Source organism: Brevibacillus borstelensis (genome assembly GCF_036700025.1).
Classification (GTDB): Bacteria; Bacillota; Bacilli; order Brevibacillales; family Brevibacillaceae; genus Brevibacillus; species Brevibacillus borstelensis.
Map to the genome: position 1 here is coordinate 1884125 of NZ_CP144922.1, position 15885 is coordinate 1900009.

Sequence of the window (15885 nt, forward strand, 5' to 3'; positions counted from 1 at the left end):
ACCGTCCCGTGGAGCAGCCGTCACTTGTGTCCCAGGGTGTACAGCCCTGTTCAAGGAGAGCACACGGAAAGCATATTCGAAGGGCGCAGCGCCTTTTTTTGGAATCGCCATTGTGCTACACTATCAAGCGAGATACATAAAACCGATAGAACGGGAGGAAATCGAATGGCAACGCATCTTGCTGATACCACCGTCTTAAACAACGGAATCAAAATGCCCTGGCTCGGCCTCGGCGTGTGGAAAGTGAAAGAAGGGGATGAGGTGCAGCGCGCGATCCTGTCGGCTATCGAGACCGGCTACCGCGCCATCGACACCGCTGCTGTTTACGGCAATGAGGCTGGCGTGGGCGATGCGATTCGCGACAGCGGAATTGCCCGCGACCAACTGTTCATCACGACCAAGGTATGGAATTCCGATCAAGGCTACGAGACGACGCTGAAGGCGTTTGACGAAAGCATGAAAAAGCTGCGCCTGGATTACCTCGACCTGTACCTGGTGCACTGGCCGGTACAAGGCAAGTATCTGGATACGTGGAAAGCGTTGGAAAAGCTGTACCGCGACGGATACGTGCGAGCGATCGGAGTCAGCAACTTCCACGTGCATCACTTGGAGGATTTGAAACAGAACAGTGAAATCGTCCCGGCCGTGGATCAGGTAGAGTACCACCCGCTCCTGACACAAAAAGAGCTGCTCGCTTATTGCAAGGAAAACGGCATCCAGATGGAGGCGTGGAGCCCGCTGATGCAAGGCAACCTCGACCAGCCGGTGCTGGTGGAAATCGGACAAAAATACGGCAAGTCTCCTGCCCAGGTAATCCTGCGCTGGGATCTGCAAAACGGTGTCGTGACGATTCCAAAATCGGTCACGCCGGAGCGCATCCGCCAAAATGCCGACGTGTTCGACTTCACGTTGACAGCTGAAGAGATGGAGCAAATCAGCCGCCTTAATCAAAACAAGCGTTTTGGTCCGGACCCGGATAACTTTGATTTCTAGCATAAACGACGAACGCCCCGACCTCTGCGAGAGCTGTCGGGGCTTTTTGCTTTCTGTACGGCAGAAGGCTCGTCTAGCCTTCCTTGGCTTCGCTCGTCCGATTTTGGATACTACCGTTTATAGGAGCGGATGCGGCGGTACTGGCTTTTGTCCTTCAGCTTCAGGAACAGGGAAATATCGGGCCGCAGGTTGGCTTCGATGATCCAGACCCGTCCCGAAGAATCCAAAGCCATATCCAAACCGTACACCCTCTGATTGGCATAGTAGGTGCTTAGCTGCTTGGCGGCTGCGACCGCCACCGCTTTCAAACGCTGAATCAGTTGATCGGCAGAAGCGGATCGAAGCGATGAGAGCTGTATCGCGGAACGCAGCGGCAATACTCTTCCTCCGCTCCGCTTGATGTTGGTGATAATGTAGCCGGCTCCAGCCACCTTGGCGAGCATTCCGGTCACGACCCACGAGGAGCCCGAACGGCGCTGGACCATGACACGAATGTCAAACGGACGGCCGTTGACGCGGGCGAGCGAGATTCCTTTCTGCACCAAGTACTGCGACTTGATCCGGCTGCGGATGTAGCGGTAGGTGGCTGATTTGCCGCGAATCGTACGTTTGCGGCAGCCGCGATGGACCTTGTAGTGGTTATCTCCCAGGCCGGTGATCAGGATGACACCGGCACCGCCGCTGCCTGCGATCGGCTTGGCAATAACTTTTCGATACTGTTTTAAAAAATGGCGGAGCGCATGCTTGGAGAAGAGTCGGGTGCGCGGAAGAGTAGAGGCCAAGCGGGAATTTCGACGCAAGACACGGTATTTTTTCAGCTTTGACTCATTGTATTTACCCACGAGCGGTCATCCCTCCATGAGCTGAAGTTATGGTTTCATTCCTTTTCAATCTATGTTTCTATCAGCGAATAGCGATGGGGAGATGTCCACTCAGGGGAAAATTAGGTGGATGGCGCACTTCAAGGCGCACTTCAAAAGGAATGGCCGCGTTGACAGCCTGACAGGACGCGTCACATTCTGCTCTTTACTCTTCGCCGCTTTTTTTCGTATACTTAAAAATAGAACCTCATTTCATCAGGTGAAACGTACGGAACCGATTTTAATGAAGCAGGTGGAACGAATGGAAGAACAGAAAGCTAACGTGCGAGCCGTAGAGCGGGCGCTTGACATCCTGCTTTGCTTTACGGATTCAACCGACTTGGGGCTAAGCGAGATCGCCGGGCGGTTGTCGCTGCATAAAAGTACGGTACACCGCTTGCTGGCCACTCTGGAAAACAAGGGATTTTTAATACGCGACGCTCAGACGGAGAAATACCGCCTTGGATTTCGCTTGTGGGAGCTGTCCGTGAATCTGGCGCATTCCGATGACCCGGCCACCCTTTGGCTGCCGGAGATGGAGCGTTTGCGGGATGTCGTCGGGGAAACGATCAGCTTGTATGTCCGCGACGGCAATGAGCGGATTCGCATACAGGCAGTGCAGAGCAACCAGGCTATCCGGAGGGTCGCGCCTATCGGGGCACGCATGCCGCTGTCAGTAGGCGCATCGAGCAAGGTTCTGGTGGCATACGCGGAACCGGCTGTCAGGGAAGAAGTGCTAAGTGACCCGCTTTGGCCCGAATCGATCGACCGCGACGCATACCTGGAACAGCTGGAGCAGATCCGACGCCAAGGCTTTGCCACCAGTGTCGAGGAACGGGAGCTGGGAGCAGCAGCAGTAGCCGCGCCGATTTTTAACCGGAACGAAAAATTGGTTGCCGCGCTGGCGGTATCAGGTCCCTCCAACCGCCTCACGCTGGAAAGAATGATGGAGATTGCGGAGCCGATCATGGAATCCGCTTATCGCATGGGAAAAATGTTAAAATGAACAGGGAAAAGGGCGGCCCCTCAAGCAGGTTTTTCTACTTGGGGGATCGCCCTTTTTTCATTGCTTTCCACTCGTCCATGAGCAGATTCCAGAACGGTTTGACCGCGTTTTCCGCAAGGTAGTGCTTGCCCCGGCTTTTCACGTACTGGCACATCTGCTGGTAATAGTCCGGATCTGATAGCTTCCTGTAGCACTTGAGAATGTCGTGTTCGTCTTTGACAAAGAGCGGATACTTTTCTCCAAGCAGATGGATGTTGCCGACGGTTTTGGTGGTAAGCACAGGCACACCGAGCGCCATGTACTCCAGGACGCGGGAAAGATACGAATGAGACGGATTTTTGTCTGATGTGTTGTCGTAAATCAGGGCAAGGCCAATTCCGCTTTGCAGAATCATCCGCTTTGTTTCCCACATCGATTTTTGTCCGTGATTCCGCACACCTCGGGAACGGAGCAGCTCGTGAGCCTGTTTCCGGTAACGGATCACGATAGACGGGTAGAGCACATTGAGCTTTGCCCCCGGAAATTCCTTGCGAATCAGCCTGATGGCGTTCACGGCCGTTTCTAGTCCGTAACGGGGGCGAAGCACCCCGGCCATAATCAGGTCGAGCGGGGGATTCGGCTGCGGCTGGGGGTCCTGATCACCGGAATATCCCTCCACGAATTGAGGGAGGACCTGAATTTTGCGATCCAGCTCCCGAGCGGAATACCTCGTTTTCCGTTCCAGATATTCGCGGTAGCGCCTGGCATTGGGCACGGTTTGAAAAAAGACCATGCGGGAGTTGTCGAACAAGTGATTGACCTTGTTCATGATGATCGGGTCGTTCAGATTGTAGTGAATAGAGAGGAACAACAGCTTTTTGCCCAGGGAAGGCTTCTTTTTGATAAACTCGCGAGCCTGTGTCCGGTTGCGAATAAAAATAAAGTCGTAGCTGTGCTTCTGATCGAGACTGATAATTTTGCTGTTCAGCTCCGCGGCTTGATAAAAGCGAACATGGCGAAAGCGAAAGCCCCCCATCCCGTTTACATATCGAAACGGCAGGACGCAGTGCAGGACAAATCCCTCGCGCTCTTGGGCAGGGAGCCGTTCCACTTCCCGGTCAATCGCCTGGAGCATGATGAAAAACTGCAGGACATTCCCTTTTGGCTTGAATTTTTCTAGGTGGCAGGAAAAACAGATTTTCACGAAATTCTCTCCTTAGGTTCTCTCTCTTACAAGGTATGCAAATGCCTGGAGAGCGGGGAAGAGAAATTTTTGAGCCGGGTGGATGATGAGAGGGAGAGGGGGGAAGTGAGGAATGGTTGACTTTAAAATTAACTCAAGTTAATTTATTAATATGAGTTTGTATTTATTTGCGAAGGAGCTGCTCCCATGGAACGAAGCATTCCGCTCAGGGAATGGAAAAAAGCGAAAACGAAGCAAGCACTGCTGCATGCGTGTCTGGAATTGATCGGAGAGAAATCCTTCCGCGAGGTGTACGTCGAGGAGATCTGCAAAAAAGCGGAGATTTCCAAGGTGACCTTTTTCAAGTTTTTTCCCCAGAAGGAGGACCTGCTGATTTACTACATGCGGCTGTGGGTGACCGATCGGCTGCTGGAGCTGGCCGATTCGCCCAAAAGGGGGCTGTCGGCGCTTCGTCACGTATTTCAAAAGGTGGATGAAAACGCGAAGCAGCATCCGGGTATTATGCTGAGCCTTATCGGTTTTTTAACTGAGGTGAAAATGCATCCATGCATGCCGGAGCTGACGGAGGCGGAACTCCATTTGTACTATCCCGGAAAGGAAGAACAGGCGGGTTCGCTTGTTCCTCGTCTCGACGATTTGTTCCGCCGTTGCGTAGAGCAGGCCATGGCTGATGGCGAAATTGCGGCTGATGCGGATGTAAATGACCTGGTTATGGGACTGCACACGATCTTTTACGGTGCGTATTTGACCGCCCACATCTATCAATCGCAGGATTTTCTCGGATGTTACGAGCTTCATGCCAAACTTTTATTCAGGTAGGTGATCCAGATGGGGAAAATTTTAGCGGGGCGGTATACGGCAGAGATGGAAGGGCCGTTTGTCGTGTTTGTCATCGGATTGCATGTGAACAACTGGCTTGCCGTGAATCAATGGCTTCCTGTCGTAAAGGCGATGAATGGCATGCTGCAAGAATTGTATCGAAACAAGGAGCTGGGCTTTCTTGACGCCGCCTTTTTCATGAGCGCACGGGGCCCTGTCCAGATTCAGTATTGGCGCTCGTTTGACCAGCTGGAGCAGTATGCCAGAAGCGGGGAGCTGCACCTGTCTGCGTGGAGAGATTTCAATCAAAAGGCGGCAAAGTCGGGAGGGGTCGGATTTTTTCACGAAACGTATTTGGTGGAGGCGGGAATGTACGAGTGCATGTACGTAAACATGCCTGTGTATGGATTGGCCAAAGCCGGTCAGCACGTCCCGGCCGTAGGCAAAAGAGAAACCGCCCGGCGCAGGCTGGGAGGCGAAAATGCTCCTGCCGTTCCGACGCCGGATGCGTAATCGTTGCCAGTGTCCGTCTTTTTTTGGTCCAAATCGAAAGCGGACGTCTCGAAAGGGCTTATCGCATATGGGAAAACAGCGGCGGACTGGGGAGAGGAACGCAGTCCGCCGCTGTTGCGCCTGTCGTTTTCAACTATTGTTCCACGTTACATCGAGGATGTTAATCTTTTGGTTGCCGTGGCGACTTGATGATAAGCCGTCTTTAATTCTTCTATCGCTCTCGAATTGTTTGAGATTTGAGCGGTGATTGCTTCGATGCTCTGCATCATCAAAGATACCGATTTTGCGATATCCGTCAACTGAACCGAAATGGTTTCCGCCGACTGTTTGCTGGATGCCGCCATGTTCCGGACTTCATTCGCAACGACCTCAAAACCGCGTCCGTGTTCACCGGCTCGGGCAGCTTCTATAGCGGCATTTAGACCTAGCATATGGGACTGAGAGGCAATTTCTTTGACAATTTTCGTTACGGATTGGATACTTTTTACCTGATCGGTAACTGCTTCAGATTCAATATTCAACTTGGTCATCTGGTTCAAGATGAGCTTTGAGGCATCCAATACTTGATCCGTGCTGGCAGTCATCTCCTCGACCATAGCCATCAATTCTGCGGTACTTTGCTGAAGAACTGATTCACGTTTTGTGATATCAGTAGCCACCTTGACGACTGCTTCCACTTTGCCATTCTCAATAACAGGCATATAAGTTGCTTCCAGCGTCAGCTTTCGTCCATCCTTCGAAATCCGTACGATCTTTTCTTGGGATGCTCTCCCCTGACGCAAACCATCCCACAAATTTACATACGCTTTGCTTGATGCATATTCAGGCAAGCAAAACTGGCTGTGATGGAGGCCGACAATTTCATCGACCGCATATCCCATTGTGGAAGCGAAAAGTTGATTCGCCCAAATAACCCTTCCTTGCGTGTCAAACCTGATCATGGCTAAATGATTTTGAATCGACGATAAAATAGCGAATTTTTGATCGGTCACGGTTTGCATGTATGGAATTTCCTCTCCCTGTATATCAGTAGTTGGTTCGCTCGCAACTGCTTTCATTGCTGGATTCCAAGAGCTATTATCGCCTGATGCTCTGAATAAATTCTAAACAACTTGTAAACGGAAAAAACCGGAGCTCTCAATCGCTCCGGTTTTTTTCTACTGCCGTGCATGGTCGCTAATACAATTCGAATCCATGCTGCTTCCGTTTACTCGATCTTGCTCCATGGACAGAAGCGACACGGCTCCGCAGGTTTTCCGTGTACATTGGCTTCGCCAGCTCGCTTTTGGGCCTCTACTCGTTTTACTTGCTTTGCCAAAAGTCCTGCGGTTCCCGATGCTGACCGTCAGGCCACTTATCCGATCATCAAAATCTCGCGAATGTCCTGTTCCGTCAGGGACGACAACGCGGCCTCACCAGGCTTGACCACTTCCTCGATCAGATGCTTCTTTTTCTGTTGAAGCGCGTACATCATCTCTTCCACGGTCCCTTGGGCGACGAGGCGAATGACTTGGACGACATTCTTTTGGCCGATGCGGTGGGCACGGTCGGCTGCCTGTTCTTCCACAGCGGGATTCCACCACAGATCATAGAGAATGACGGTGTCCGCTCCCGTCAGGTTCAATCCGGTGCCCCCTGCCTTTAGCGAGATGAGGAACAGGTCTCGTTCACCCTCGTTGAACCTGTTGCACAGCTCAATCCGCTCTGCCGCTGGCGTTTTCCCGTCCAGATAAAAAAACGGCACTCCCTGACAGCCAAGCTCCCTTGCGATCATTCCAAGCATTTCGGTAAACTGCGAGAATACCAGAAGCCGCTTTCCCGCGCTGCGGCATTCCGCGACAATTTCCAGCAGCTGCTCGAATTTGGCCGAGCTTCCTGCGTAGTCCTCGATGAAAAGGGCAGGGTGGCAGCATAGCTGACGAAGACGGGTCAAGCCAGCCAGAATTTTGATCCGGTTTTTATCAAAGGTCTCCTCGTTCAGATGCTTGAGTGTCTCCTGCTGCAGCTTGGACAAATAGGCGACGTACAGCTTTTTCTGCTCCGGAAGCAGCTCGGAGGCTTGCAGCGACTCGATCTTGTCAGGCAGCTCCTTCAGCACGTCGGCTTTCACCCGGCGCAGCAAAAAGGGACGAACTCGCTTCGCAACCGCTTCCCTCGACATGTCGTTGAATGCCCGTCGTCCCGGAAACAGTCCGGGGAACACCGCATCGAAGATTGACCACAGCTCCTCCAGCGAGTTTTCCACGGGTGTTCCGGTGAGGGCAAAACGGTACTTGGCCTGGAGCTCTTTGACCGACTGCGCCGTCTGTGTGGCGTGGTTTTTGAAGGCCTGCGCCTCGTCCAGGATAAGCGTATGAAACGACTTTGACGCATACAGCTCGACATCTCTCCGCAGGAGCGGATACGAGGTAATGATCACATCTGCCTGGGCGGCATCCCGAATCTTCCTGCTGCGCTCTGTCTTGCTCCCGTCCGCGATGACGGCCTTTATTTCCGGAGCGAATTTCTTCAGCTCGTTTTTCCAATTGTACATAAGCGAAGCGGGTGAGATGATCAGCGCTGGGAGCTGCCGGCTTCTGATCTCCGGCAGTACGGAGACGAGAAAAGCAATGCTTTGCAGCGTCTTTCCAAGCCCCATATCATCCGCGAGAATACCTCCGAAGCGGTAGTGGGCCAGCGTCTTCAGCCATTGGAAGCCGTACTTTTGATAGTCCCGAAGCACAGATGCCAGACTGTCCGGCACAGGGAAATCGAGATTGTCCGGATTGCGCATGTTTTCCAGGAGATGGCGGAACGATTTGCCCAGCTTGACGGCATTCCCTGGTCTGTGGGAATCGATCAGATGAAGCCCCCGGGCTACCGGAACGCGGAAGTCCGAGCCTTTCAGCTCTGCAATGCGGATGCCCATGTCGTCGATGAAGCGGCCGATTTCCCGAAACGCCTCATTCTCCAGCGGTACAAACGCTCCGTCCGGCATCCGGTAGTATTTGCGCTTTTCCTCGATGGATTGGAGCAGTTGGCGAATGTGCGACTCCGGGATCCCGTCTATATCAAACTTGAATTCCAGCCAGTCGGTTCGTTCATCCAGATTCACCGTTACCTTTGGCGGAGTGTACCCGGTATGCAGTCTTGTTTTCACGGCAGAGGTGGCGTATACCGTCAGCAGCTTCTCCAGCTCGGGAACGACGTGGTACAGAAATTCGTACTGAGCGTCCTCATCCTCCATGAAATAGCCGCTCTCCGTCCTGATAAAAGGGGATTGCTCCATCAGCTCCAGGATTCGCCGCTCCTGCTCTCCGTCCCGCATGAGGATGCGTTCGGCGCCGCGATGCTGCCCGTCTCCCTCCAACGGATTGATCACAATGTCGCCGTATTGAAACTCCAGACCGGCGAGCAGTCGATCCTTTACCCGGTCCAAATACAGCTTGGCTTTCAGTTGTGTTTGGATGATGCGCTCAGAGACGGAGCGGGCGATGCTGACGCTGCCGAGCTTCATCAATCCGGGTGCGACCGTAACCATGAATGGCTCCATCTGTCCTGCCGGAATCAGGATTTGCCGCTTGCGGGAAGCCTCAAGCATTTGTTTCAGCTCCGCCAGTCGCTTGCACTGGTCGGCTGGCAGCTTGATCAGCTTCCCTTCGGAAAGAACGACTCCGTACGATTCCATCACGGTGATTAAATCCAAGCCCTGGACGTCCAGTTGAAAGCTTTCCGAGTCGGCCTGGTCGAACGCAAAGCAAAGCGGGATCAGCTCATCGGAGATGTGGACTCCTGCGAATGCTTGCTCTTTGTCCATCACCTGCACGTTCGGGGCGGACGTGAGCAGGGGAAGAAGCGACTCCCACATGAAAGGGGGAATGAACAGCATTCGTTCGCCGCTTTTGTTCCTCGTTTGCAGGAGGTACGCGCTCACGGTTTCGCGGTACAGCTTTTCGTTGTGAAAAATGTGAATCAGCTGTCTGATGACGGCATCGTCTTCTTTTTGAAAACGGTGAAGCTCAGGGTCGTAGGTGAAGTGCTTGGAAAAGACGAACGGTTCTCTGCGCTCGATACACTCGAGGAACTCCTTTATTTTCTGGACGACGTACAGCCGTTTTGGCCCGACCTTGAGCTCGATGCCGAACATCTGCTTGCGGTAGCCGTACAGGACAGGCTTCAGAGTGAAAGACACATCGAGGGCTGTCCGGGTATCAAAGAGCGGCCGCACATGATTCGGGCGGGTCGGTTTTTCGCCGAACAGTCCCAGAACGCGGTTGGTCAGCTGTACATCTCCCGCAGAAATCCCGGAGGAGGGCTGGGTGGCAGAGAAGCGGGGTTCCCGCTCTCCGGAAGTCCCCGAATACGGATTTTCCAAGGCTTCTGATCGCCGTCCGGCCCCTTGCGAGTAGCGATTCATGAGCTCGTTTTTCTCCATATCCTCGATGCCGTGCAGGACGGCGGCAATGTGCTGGCAGAACTGATCATAGGAACCGAGCGAGGGACAGGTGCATTCCGCCTCTACGTTCCCGTCCGGATGAAACTCGACAGCGACCTTGTAGCTGCTGCCTGTTCCTTTGACCGTGGCTTCATAGACGGAAGCTTCGGGATCGTATTGCGTAAAAGTTACTTTTCTGGCCCGGTAATACGCTTTTCCTCTGTCGGAAGAGATCCGGCCGCACAAAGACGTGATGATCCCTTTAGTCAAATGAAAGCCCATGGATTTAATCCTTCCTCGATAAAATAGTCCTGTCTCTTATGATAACACACAAGAGAGCCCCTCTGGACTGAGTACCGGTATCGATACTGAGCCAGAGGGGCGAGTGGGGGATCAGGCGTATGTTTGTCCAGGGTTTAAAACGTAGGCAGGTTGTCCAGATTGTTCTCCTTGATTCCGTCCGGCTCGCTCCGCAAAATGTCACGGCCGTATTTGTGGAAGACGTCGACATGGGCAAGCTGACCTGCCTTTGCCTCCTGCAGGGCTGTCACATAGTCCAGCTCCCGTCCCGTATTTGTCTTGAAAGCGATCAGATCGCCGTCGTCATTTTTGCGGACGGCAACGATGCTCTCCTTTCCATCGGCGGATAGCGGCGCTCCTGTCCCACCGCCATTCTCCTGCCGGGCCTGCCGCTCGCCCTCTGCCTTGTAAGCGGCGTAAATCTGTTCAAAATCTCGTTGGTCCATTGCGCAGTCCCTCCTTTTTTATAGGGTGCCTTGCCAGGGAAGGAAGATACATTCGTTTTGCGCTAGAAAAAGAGATCGTGTATGAAGCTGATCAAAAAAATGAAAAAAACAATGCTCGAAATGATGCGAGTCATGTCGACCCGAAATTGTGAAGGCTCATAATCGCGCTTAGACAAAGCAGTGCGAGGATACAGAGCGGTAAGCCCTGTGATCGCTAAAAAGAAGAGGTAAAACAAGAAATCGAAAATAGACCCCATGGATAAAATCACCACCCGTTACTGGTCATTTACGGATTGGCTCGGGAGACGGTTTCACAGTCCATGAGTGACATTCTATCAAAGGGTGCGGTTTGTAAAAAAGGCAAATATTGCAGCAGCAGCCGTTAGCTCGCGCAGGATGGGGAAGCCGGTTGCACAAAAAAACAGGCAGAACACCGTCTAAGACGATGTCTGCCTGCTATGGGTGGGTGCTGTAATGGAAATATTGGGTAAAGCTTATGCGTTTACCGGTTTGCCTTCGTCGAGAAGCTGACGCAGAACGGTTTGCAGAATACCGCCGTTGCGATAGTAGTCTACGTCAACCATGCTGTCGAGGCGTACGATTACGTCGAATTCGAAGCTGCTGCCGTCTTGGCGAGTCGCTTTCACTTTGACGCGTTGGCCAGGCTGAACATTGTCAGAGAGGCCGAGGATGTCAAAGGTTTCGCTGCCATCGATGCCGAGAGACTTCCAGCTTTGACCGTCTGCGAATTGCAGCGGCAGTACGCCCATGCCTACCAGGTTGGCGCGGTGGATGCGCTCGAAGCTTTCTGCGATAACAGCCTTGATGCCGAGCAGGAAGGTGCCTTTTGCCGCCCAGTCGCGGGAAGACCCTGTACCGTACTCTTTACCGGCCAGAACAACCAGTGGAGTACCGTCTGCTTGATATTTCATGCACGCATCGTAGATGGACATGACTTCGCCCGTCGGCAGGTATTTGGTTACCCCGCCCTCGGTGCCAGGTGCCACTTGGTTGCGGATACGGATGTTGGCAAACGTACCGCGCATCATGACATCGTGGCTTCCGCGACGAGCGCCGTAGGAGTTGAAGTCTTTGCGTTCTACGCCGTTTTCTTGCAGATAGCGGCCAGCCGGGCTGGTCGGCGAGATGTTTCCGGCAGGGGAGATGTGGTCAGTTGTGACAGAATCACCGAACAGCGCGATGGTGCGTGCTTTCAGTACTTCGTCGATGTGACCTGCGTCTCCAGCCAGGTTTTTGAAGAATGGAGGCTCCTGGATGTAGGTGGATTTTTCATCCCACTCGTACAGATCGCCTGTCGGAGCGTCGATTTTGTTCCACTCTTCGTTCTGTGTGAATACTTTTGCGTATTGCGCACGGAACAGCTCCGGATTCATCGCTTTGCCCATTGCTTCGTTGAGCTCTTGCGGAGTTGGCCAGATGTCTTTCAGGTAAACGGGTTGACCGTCGTTGCCGATGCCGATCGGATCTTTGGTCAGGTCGATGTTCACGTTGCCAGCCAGCGCGTATGCGATAACGAGCGGAGGAGAAGCGAGGTAGTTCGCTTTCACCTGGGCGTGAATACGGCCTTCAAAGTTGCGGTTACCGGACAGGACAGCCGCTACGGTCAGATCGTTGTCAGCGATTGCCTTGCTGGTTTCTTCCGGCAGCGGACCGGAGTTACCGATACAAGTGGTGCAGCCGTAGCCGACGACGTTGAAGCCGATGGCGTTCAGAGAGTCGATCAGACCAGCGTCGATCAGGTATTGGGTAACGACACGGGAACCTGGAGCCAGGGAGCTCTTCACGAACGGAGGCTTTTTCAGGCCTTTTTCAACCGCTTTCTTCGCCAGAATACCTGCGCCCAGCATAACGCTCGGGTTGGAGGTGTTGGTACAAGAAGTGATTGCCGCGATAACGACGGAGCCTGTTTTCAGGGTCGCAGTTTCACCGGTCGGATAGGTTACTTGCGCTTCAGCAGCGATTTTCTCTTCGGACAGACCGAAGCCGCCTTTTTCGATTGGCGTACGCAGGCTTTCGTTGAAGGATTCCTTCATGGAAGTCAGCTCTACGCGGTCTTGCGGGCGCTTCGGACCAGCCAGGCTCGGTACGACGGTGGACAGATCCAGTTCCAGTGTTTCGGAGAAGACAGGATCTGGCGTGTCGTCTGTACGGAACAGGCCTTGTGCTTTGGTGTAGGTTTCCACCAGATTGATCAAGGACTCTTCACGGCCGGTTTGACGCAGGTAGTTGAGCGTTTCCGCGTCTACCGGGAAGAAGCCCATGGTCGCGCCGTATTCAGGAGCCATGTTGGCAACCGTAGCGCGGTCAGCCAGCGAGATGTTGGACAGGCCAGGACCGTAGAACTCTACGAATTTGCCGACAACGCCTTTTTTGCGCAGCATTTGTGTTACAGTCAGTGCCAGGTCGGTAGCGGTAGAGCCTTCTTTGAGGGTACCGGTCAGCTTGAAGCCGACGACCTCTGGCGTTACGAAATAAAGCGGTTGGCCGAGCATTCCTGCTTCTGCCTCGATACCGCCAACGCCCCAGCCGAGTACGCCCAGACCGTTGATCATCGTGGTGTGGGAGTCGGTACCTACGAGGGAGTCAGGGAAAGCGACGAGCTCGCCGTTTACTTCGCGGGTAGCGATTACCGATGCGAGGTACTCCAGGTTTACCTGGTGAACGATACCGGTCGCAGGAGGAACCGCACGGAAATTGTCAAAAGCGGTTTGAGCCCAGCGCAGGAAGCGGTAGCGCTCCTGGTTGCGTTCAAATTCCAGCTTCATGTTGTTATCGAGAGCTTTGTCGTTTCCGAAATCGTCAACCATGACGGAGTGGTCGATAACGAGATCAACCGGTACGAGCGGGTTGATGCGCTTCGGATCTCCACCGGCGCGCTTCATGGCGATGCGCATAGCGGCGAGGTCTACGACAGCAGGAACACCAGTAAAGTCTTGCAGGACAATACGGGCAGGCATGAGCGGCACTTCTTGATTGCCGTCGCGTCCTTTTGTCCAGTTTGCCAGTTGTTGTACGTGTTCTTTGGTAATGGCGCGGCCGTCAAACTGACGAACTGCCGCCTCCAACAGGACTTTGATCGAGAATGGCAGCTTGGAGATCTCGCCGATTCCTTGTTCTTCCAGGCCTTGCAGGCGGTAGTATGCGTACGCTTTATCGCCCACTTGCAGGGAAGACTTCACGTTGTAAGCATCGTGTGTAGCCAATGTGCATAACCTCCCTAATTATTTCGGGGTTTCATCTGGTGAAACATGGTTTCGTTTCTTCATTACGAACCTATTATACTCGATTTGTTTCCCCGCTTCTACCCCAAATTTCATCCTTTATACACAAAATCACTCGGAAAAAACACGATGCCGCTTTGACGGTAGAGCTAGGAAAAATAACCAGACTCCATGTATTATCCCGTTTACATTCCGTTTACATTCATGCGGTATCGTTTCTCCATGCATAAAACCGGATGGGAAGTGAAACGAACGGGAAAATCGCCGCATTGCCAAAGAAATGGTGCAAGGGTGTTGGGGGACTCAAGCGGAAAGCTTTAGGAGAGGAGAAATCATTATTTATGGAACAGACACATACGCAAACGAAGACAAAAACAGGAAACTGGCGCGCTTTTTACGAGCTGATCAAACAGACCAACCCGTCCAAGCTGAAGTTGGGCGTGGCCTTGTTCATGAGCATCGCCACGACGCTTGTCAGTCTGGTGATCCCGCTGTTTACGCGAAATCTTGTGGACAGCTTTACGCTCGCTTCGATCACCACCGGACAGATTGTGCTGCTGGCCGTGGCCTTCATCGCCCAGGCCATCGCAGGAGGGCTGTCCATCTATCTTTTGAATCACGTGGGGCAAAGCATCGTCGCCGCTCTCCGGGACAGGCTGTGGAAAAAGCTGCTCGTCCTGCCCGTAAGCTATTATGACAACCACCGGACCGGGGAAACGATCAGCCGGATGACGAATGATACCGGAGTCGTAAAAGGGCTGATCACGGATCACCTGTCCAGCTTTTTCACCGGGATCATCTCCATCATCGGTTCGGTAGCGACGCTTCTCTACCTCGACTGGCAGATGACGCTGACGATGCTGATTGCCGTTCCGCTGTCACTGCTCATTTTGGTCCCGCTGGGGCGGCAGATGTACAAAATATCGAAGGGACTGCAAGACGAGACCGCCAGCTTCACCACCATCATGAATCAGGTGCTGTCGGAAATCCGTCTCGTAAAGGCATCCAATGCCGAGCCGCACGAGTACCAAAGCGGCAAGCGGGGAATAGAGAATCTGTTCCGTTTCGGATTAAAGGAAGGCAGAGTACAGGCGCTGATCGGTCCGCTCATTTCGTTTGTCCTGATGGTGCTTTTGGTCGTCATCATGGGATATGGAGGAATGCGCGTTTCCACGGGCGCTTTGACGGCAGGAGAGCTTGTCGCGTTTATTCTTTATCTGGTTCAAATCATCATGCCGCTCGGGCAGTTCACCCAATTTTTTACCCAACTGCAAAAAGCGATGGGCGCGACAGAGCGGATCATCTCCACGCTGGAAGCCGATGAAGAAGACCACGCTTCGGGACGGCCGCTGGAGGATGCGGGGCTGCCGATCCATATCGACCGGGTGACGTTTGCCTACGAAAACGGGGAGACCATTCTCGACGATGTAAGCTTTCGGGTCGAGCCGGGGAAAGTGACGGCGATCGTCGGACCGAGCGGCAGCGGGAAGACGACTTTGTTCTCCCTGATCGAAAGGTATTATCAGCCGACTGGCGGAACGATCCGGCTCGGCGACAGCCCGATCAGCGACTATACGCTGTCGTCGTGGCGGAGCAAAATCGGTTACGTGTCCCAGGAAAGCCCGTTGATAGCAGGGACCATCCGGGATAACATCTGCTACGGAATCTCGCGTCCTGTCAGCGAGCAGGAGTTGAGGCAAGCTGCTTCGATGGCATACGCCGATCAATTCATCGACGAGCTGCCGGAAGGATATGACACACAGGTCGGCGAAAGAGGCATGAAGCTGTCGGGCGGACAGCGTCAGCGCATCGGCATCGCCCGGGCGCTGCTGCGCAACCCGCAAATTCTGATGCTGGACGAAGCGACCTCCAGTCTGGACAGCAAATCCGAGATCATCGTGCAGCAGGCGCTCAACAATTTGATGAAGGGACGCACGACACTCGTCATCGCCCATCGCCTGTCTACGGTCGTAGATGCCGATCAGATTGTCTTTCTGGAAAAAGGAAGGATTACCGGAAAAGGAACGCACGAAGAGCTGCTTGAAACACATGTGATGTACCGCGAATTTGCCACGCAGCAGCTACGAATGAAACAGGAGGTGTAGGCAA

General features: G+C 53.4%; 11 protein-coding genes. 5 read left to right on the plus strand and 6 right to left on the minus strand.

All coding sequences use genetic code 11. The annotated features are described in order from the left end of the window. Positions 1 to 165 precede the first annotated feature (165 nt). The gene (locus V5G20_RS08575) at positions 166 to 993 is read left to right on the plus strand and encodes an aldo/keto reductase (protein WP_003389125.1); all 828 of its coding nucleotides are present in this window, start codon (positions 166 to 168) and stop codon (positions 991 to 993) included. Positions 994 to 1103: 110 nt separating this feature from the next. Here V5G20_RS08575 and V5G20_RS08580 read toward each other — a convergent pair whose 3' ends face one another. Next, positions 1104 to 1835, minus strand: a complete 732-nt coding sequence (locus tag V5G20_RS08580; protein WP_031933130.1) for a YheC/YheD family protein — start codon at positions 1833 to 1835, stop codon at positions 1104 to 1106. A 280-nt stretch (positions 1836 to 2115) separates the two neighbouring features. On the opposite strand from V5G20_RS08580, the gene V5G20_RS08585 reads away from it, so the two are divergent. Next, on the plus strand, positions 2116 to 2859 hold the full coding sequence (locus tag V5G20_RS08585; RefSeq protein WP_003389127.1) for an IclR family transcriptional regulator: 744 nt from the start codon (positions 2116 to 2118) through the stop codon (positions 2857 to 2859). Positions 2860 to 2893: 34 nt separating this feature from the next. On the opposite strand, the gene V5G20_RS08590 is transcribed toward V5G20_RS08585, so the two are convergent. Then, a complete protein-coding gene (locus tag V5G20_RS08590; protein WP_003389128.1) occupies positions 2894 to 4042 on the minus strand; it encodes a glycosyltransferase family 1 protein in 1149 nt (382 codons plus the stop codon). A 186-nt stretch (positions 4043 to 4228) separates the two neighbouring features. On the opposite strand from V5G20_RS08590, the gene V5G20_RS08595 reads away from it, so the two are divergent. Continuing rightward, complete coding sequence (locus V5G20_RS08595; RefSeq protein ID WP_243014248.1) at positions 4229 to 4861, plus strand: TetR/AcrR family transcriptional regulator; 633 nt, start codon at positions 4229 to 4231, stop codon at positions 4859 to 4861. 9 nt (positions 4862 to 4870) lie between these two features. Next, positions 4871 to 5374, plus strand: a complete 504-nt coding sequence (locus V5G20_RS08600; RefSeq protein WP_122957920.1) for a DUF4188 domain-containing protein — start codon at positions 4871 to 4873, stop codon at positions 5372 to 5374. Between the two features lie 146 nt (positions 5375 to 5520). Here V5G20_RS08600 and V5G20_RS08605 read toward each other — a convergent pair whose 3' ends face one another. The 4 genes from V5G20_RS08605 to acnA all read right to left on the minus strand — a co-directional run bounded on the left by V5G20_RS08605 (position 5521) and on the right by acnA (position 13758). Then, positions 5521 to 6432, minus strand: a complete 912-nt coding sequence (locus V5G20_RS08605; protein WP_228006791.1) for a methyl-accepting chemotaxis protein — start codon at positions 6430 to 6432, stop codon at positions 5521 to 5523. 296 nt (positions 6433 to 6728) lie between these two features. Then, positions 6729 to 10070 (minus strand): SNF2 helicase associated domain-containing protein, encoded by a 3342-nt coding sequence (locus V5G20_RS08610; protein ID WP_311068148.1) that lies wholly within the window; start codon positions 10068 to 10070, stop codon positions 6729 to 6731. Between the two features lie 134 nt (positions 10071 to 10204). Next, positions 10205 to 10534 (minus strand): DUF3892 domain-containing protein, encoded by a 330-nt coding sequence (locus V5G20_RS08615; protein ID WP_003389134.1) that lies wholly within the window; start codon positions 10532 to 10534, stop codon positions 10205 to 10207. Positions 10535 to 11028: 494 nt separating this feature from the next. Further along, positions 11029 to 13758 carry an aconitate hydratase AcnA gene (gene acnA, locus V5G20_RS08620; protein WP_003389136.1) on the minus strand — a complete coding sequence of 910 codons (2730 nt, stop codon included), beginning with the start codon at positions 13756 to 13758 and terminating at the stop codon, positions 11029 to 11031. Between the two features lie 359 nt (positions 13759 to 14117). Here acnA and V5G20_RS08625 point away from each other — a divergent pair, with 359 nt between their 5' ends. Further along, positions 14118 to 15881 (plus strand): ABC transporter ATP-binding protein, encoded by a 1764-nt coding sequence (locus V5G20_RS08625; RefSeq protein ID WP_031933126.1) that lies wholly within the window; start codon positions 14118 to 14120, stop codon positions 15879 to 15881. The last annotated feature ends 4 nt before the right edge of the window (positions 15882 to 15885 follow it).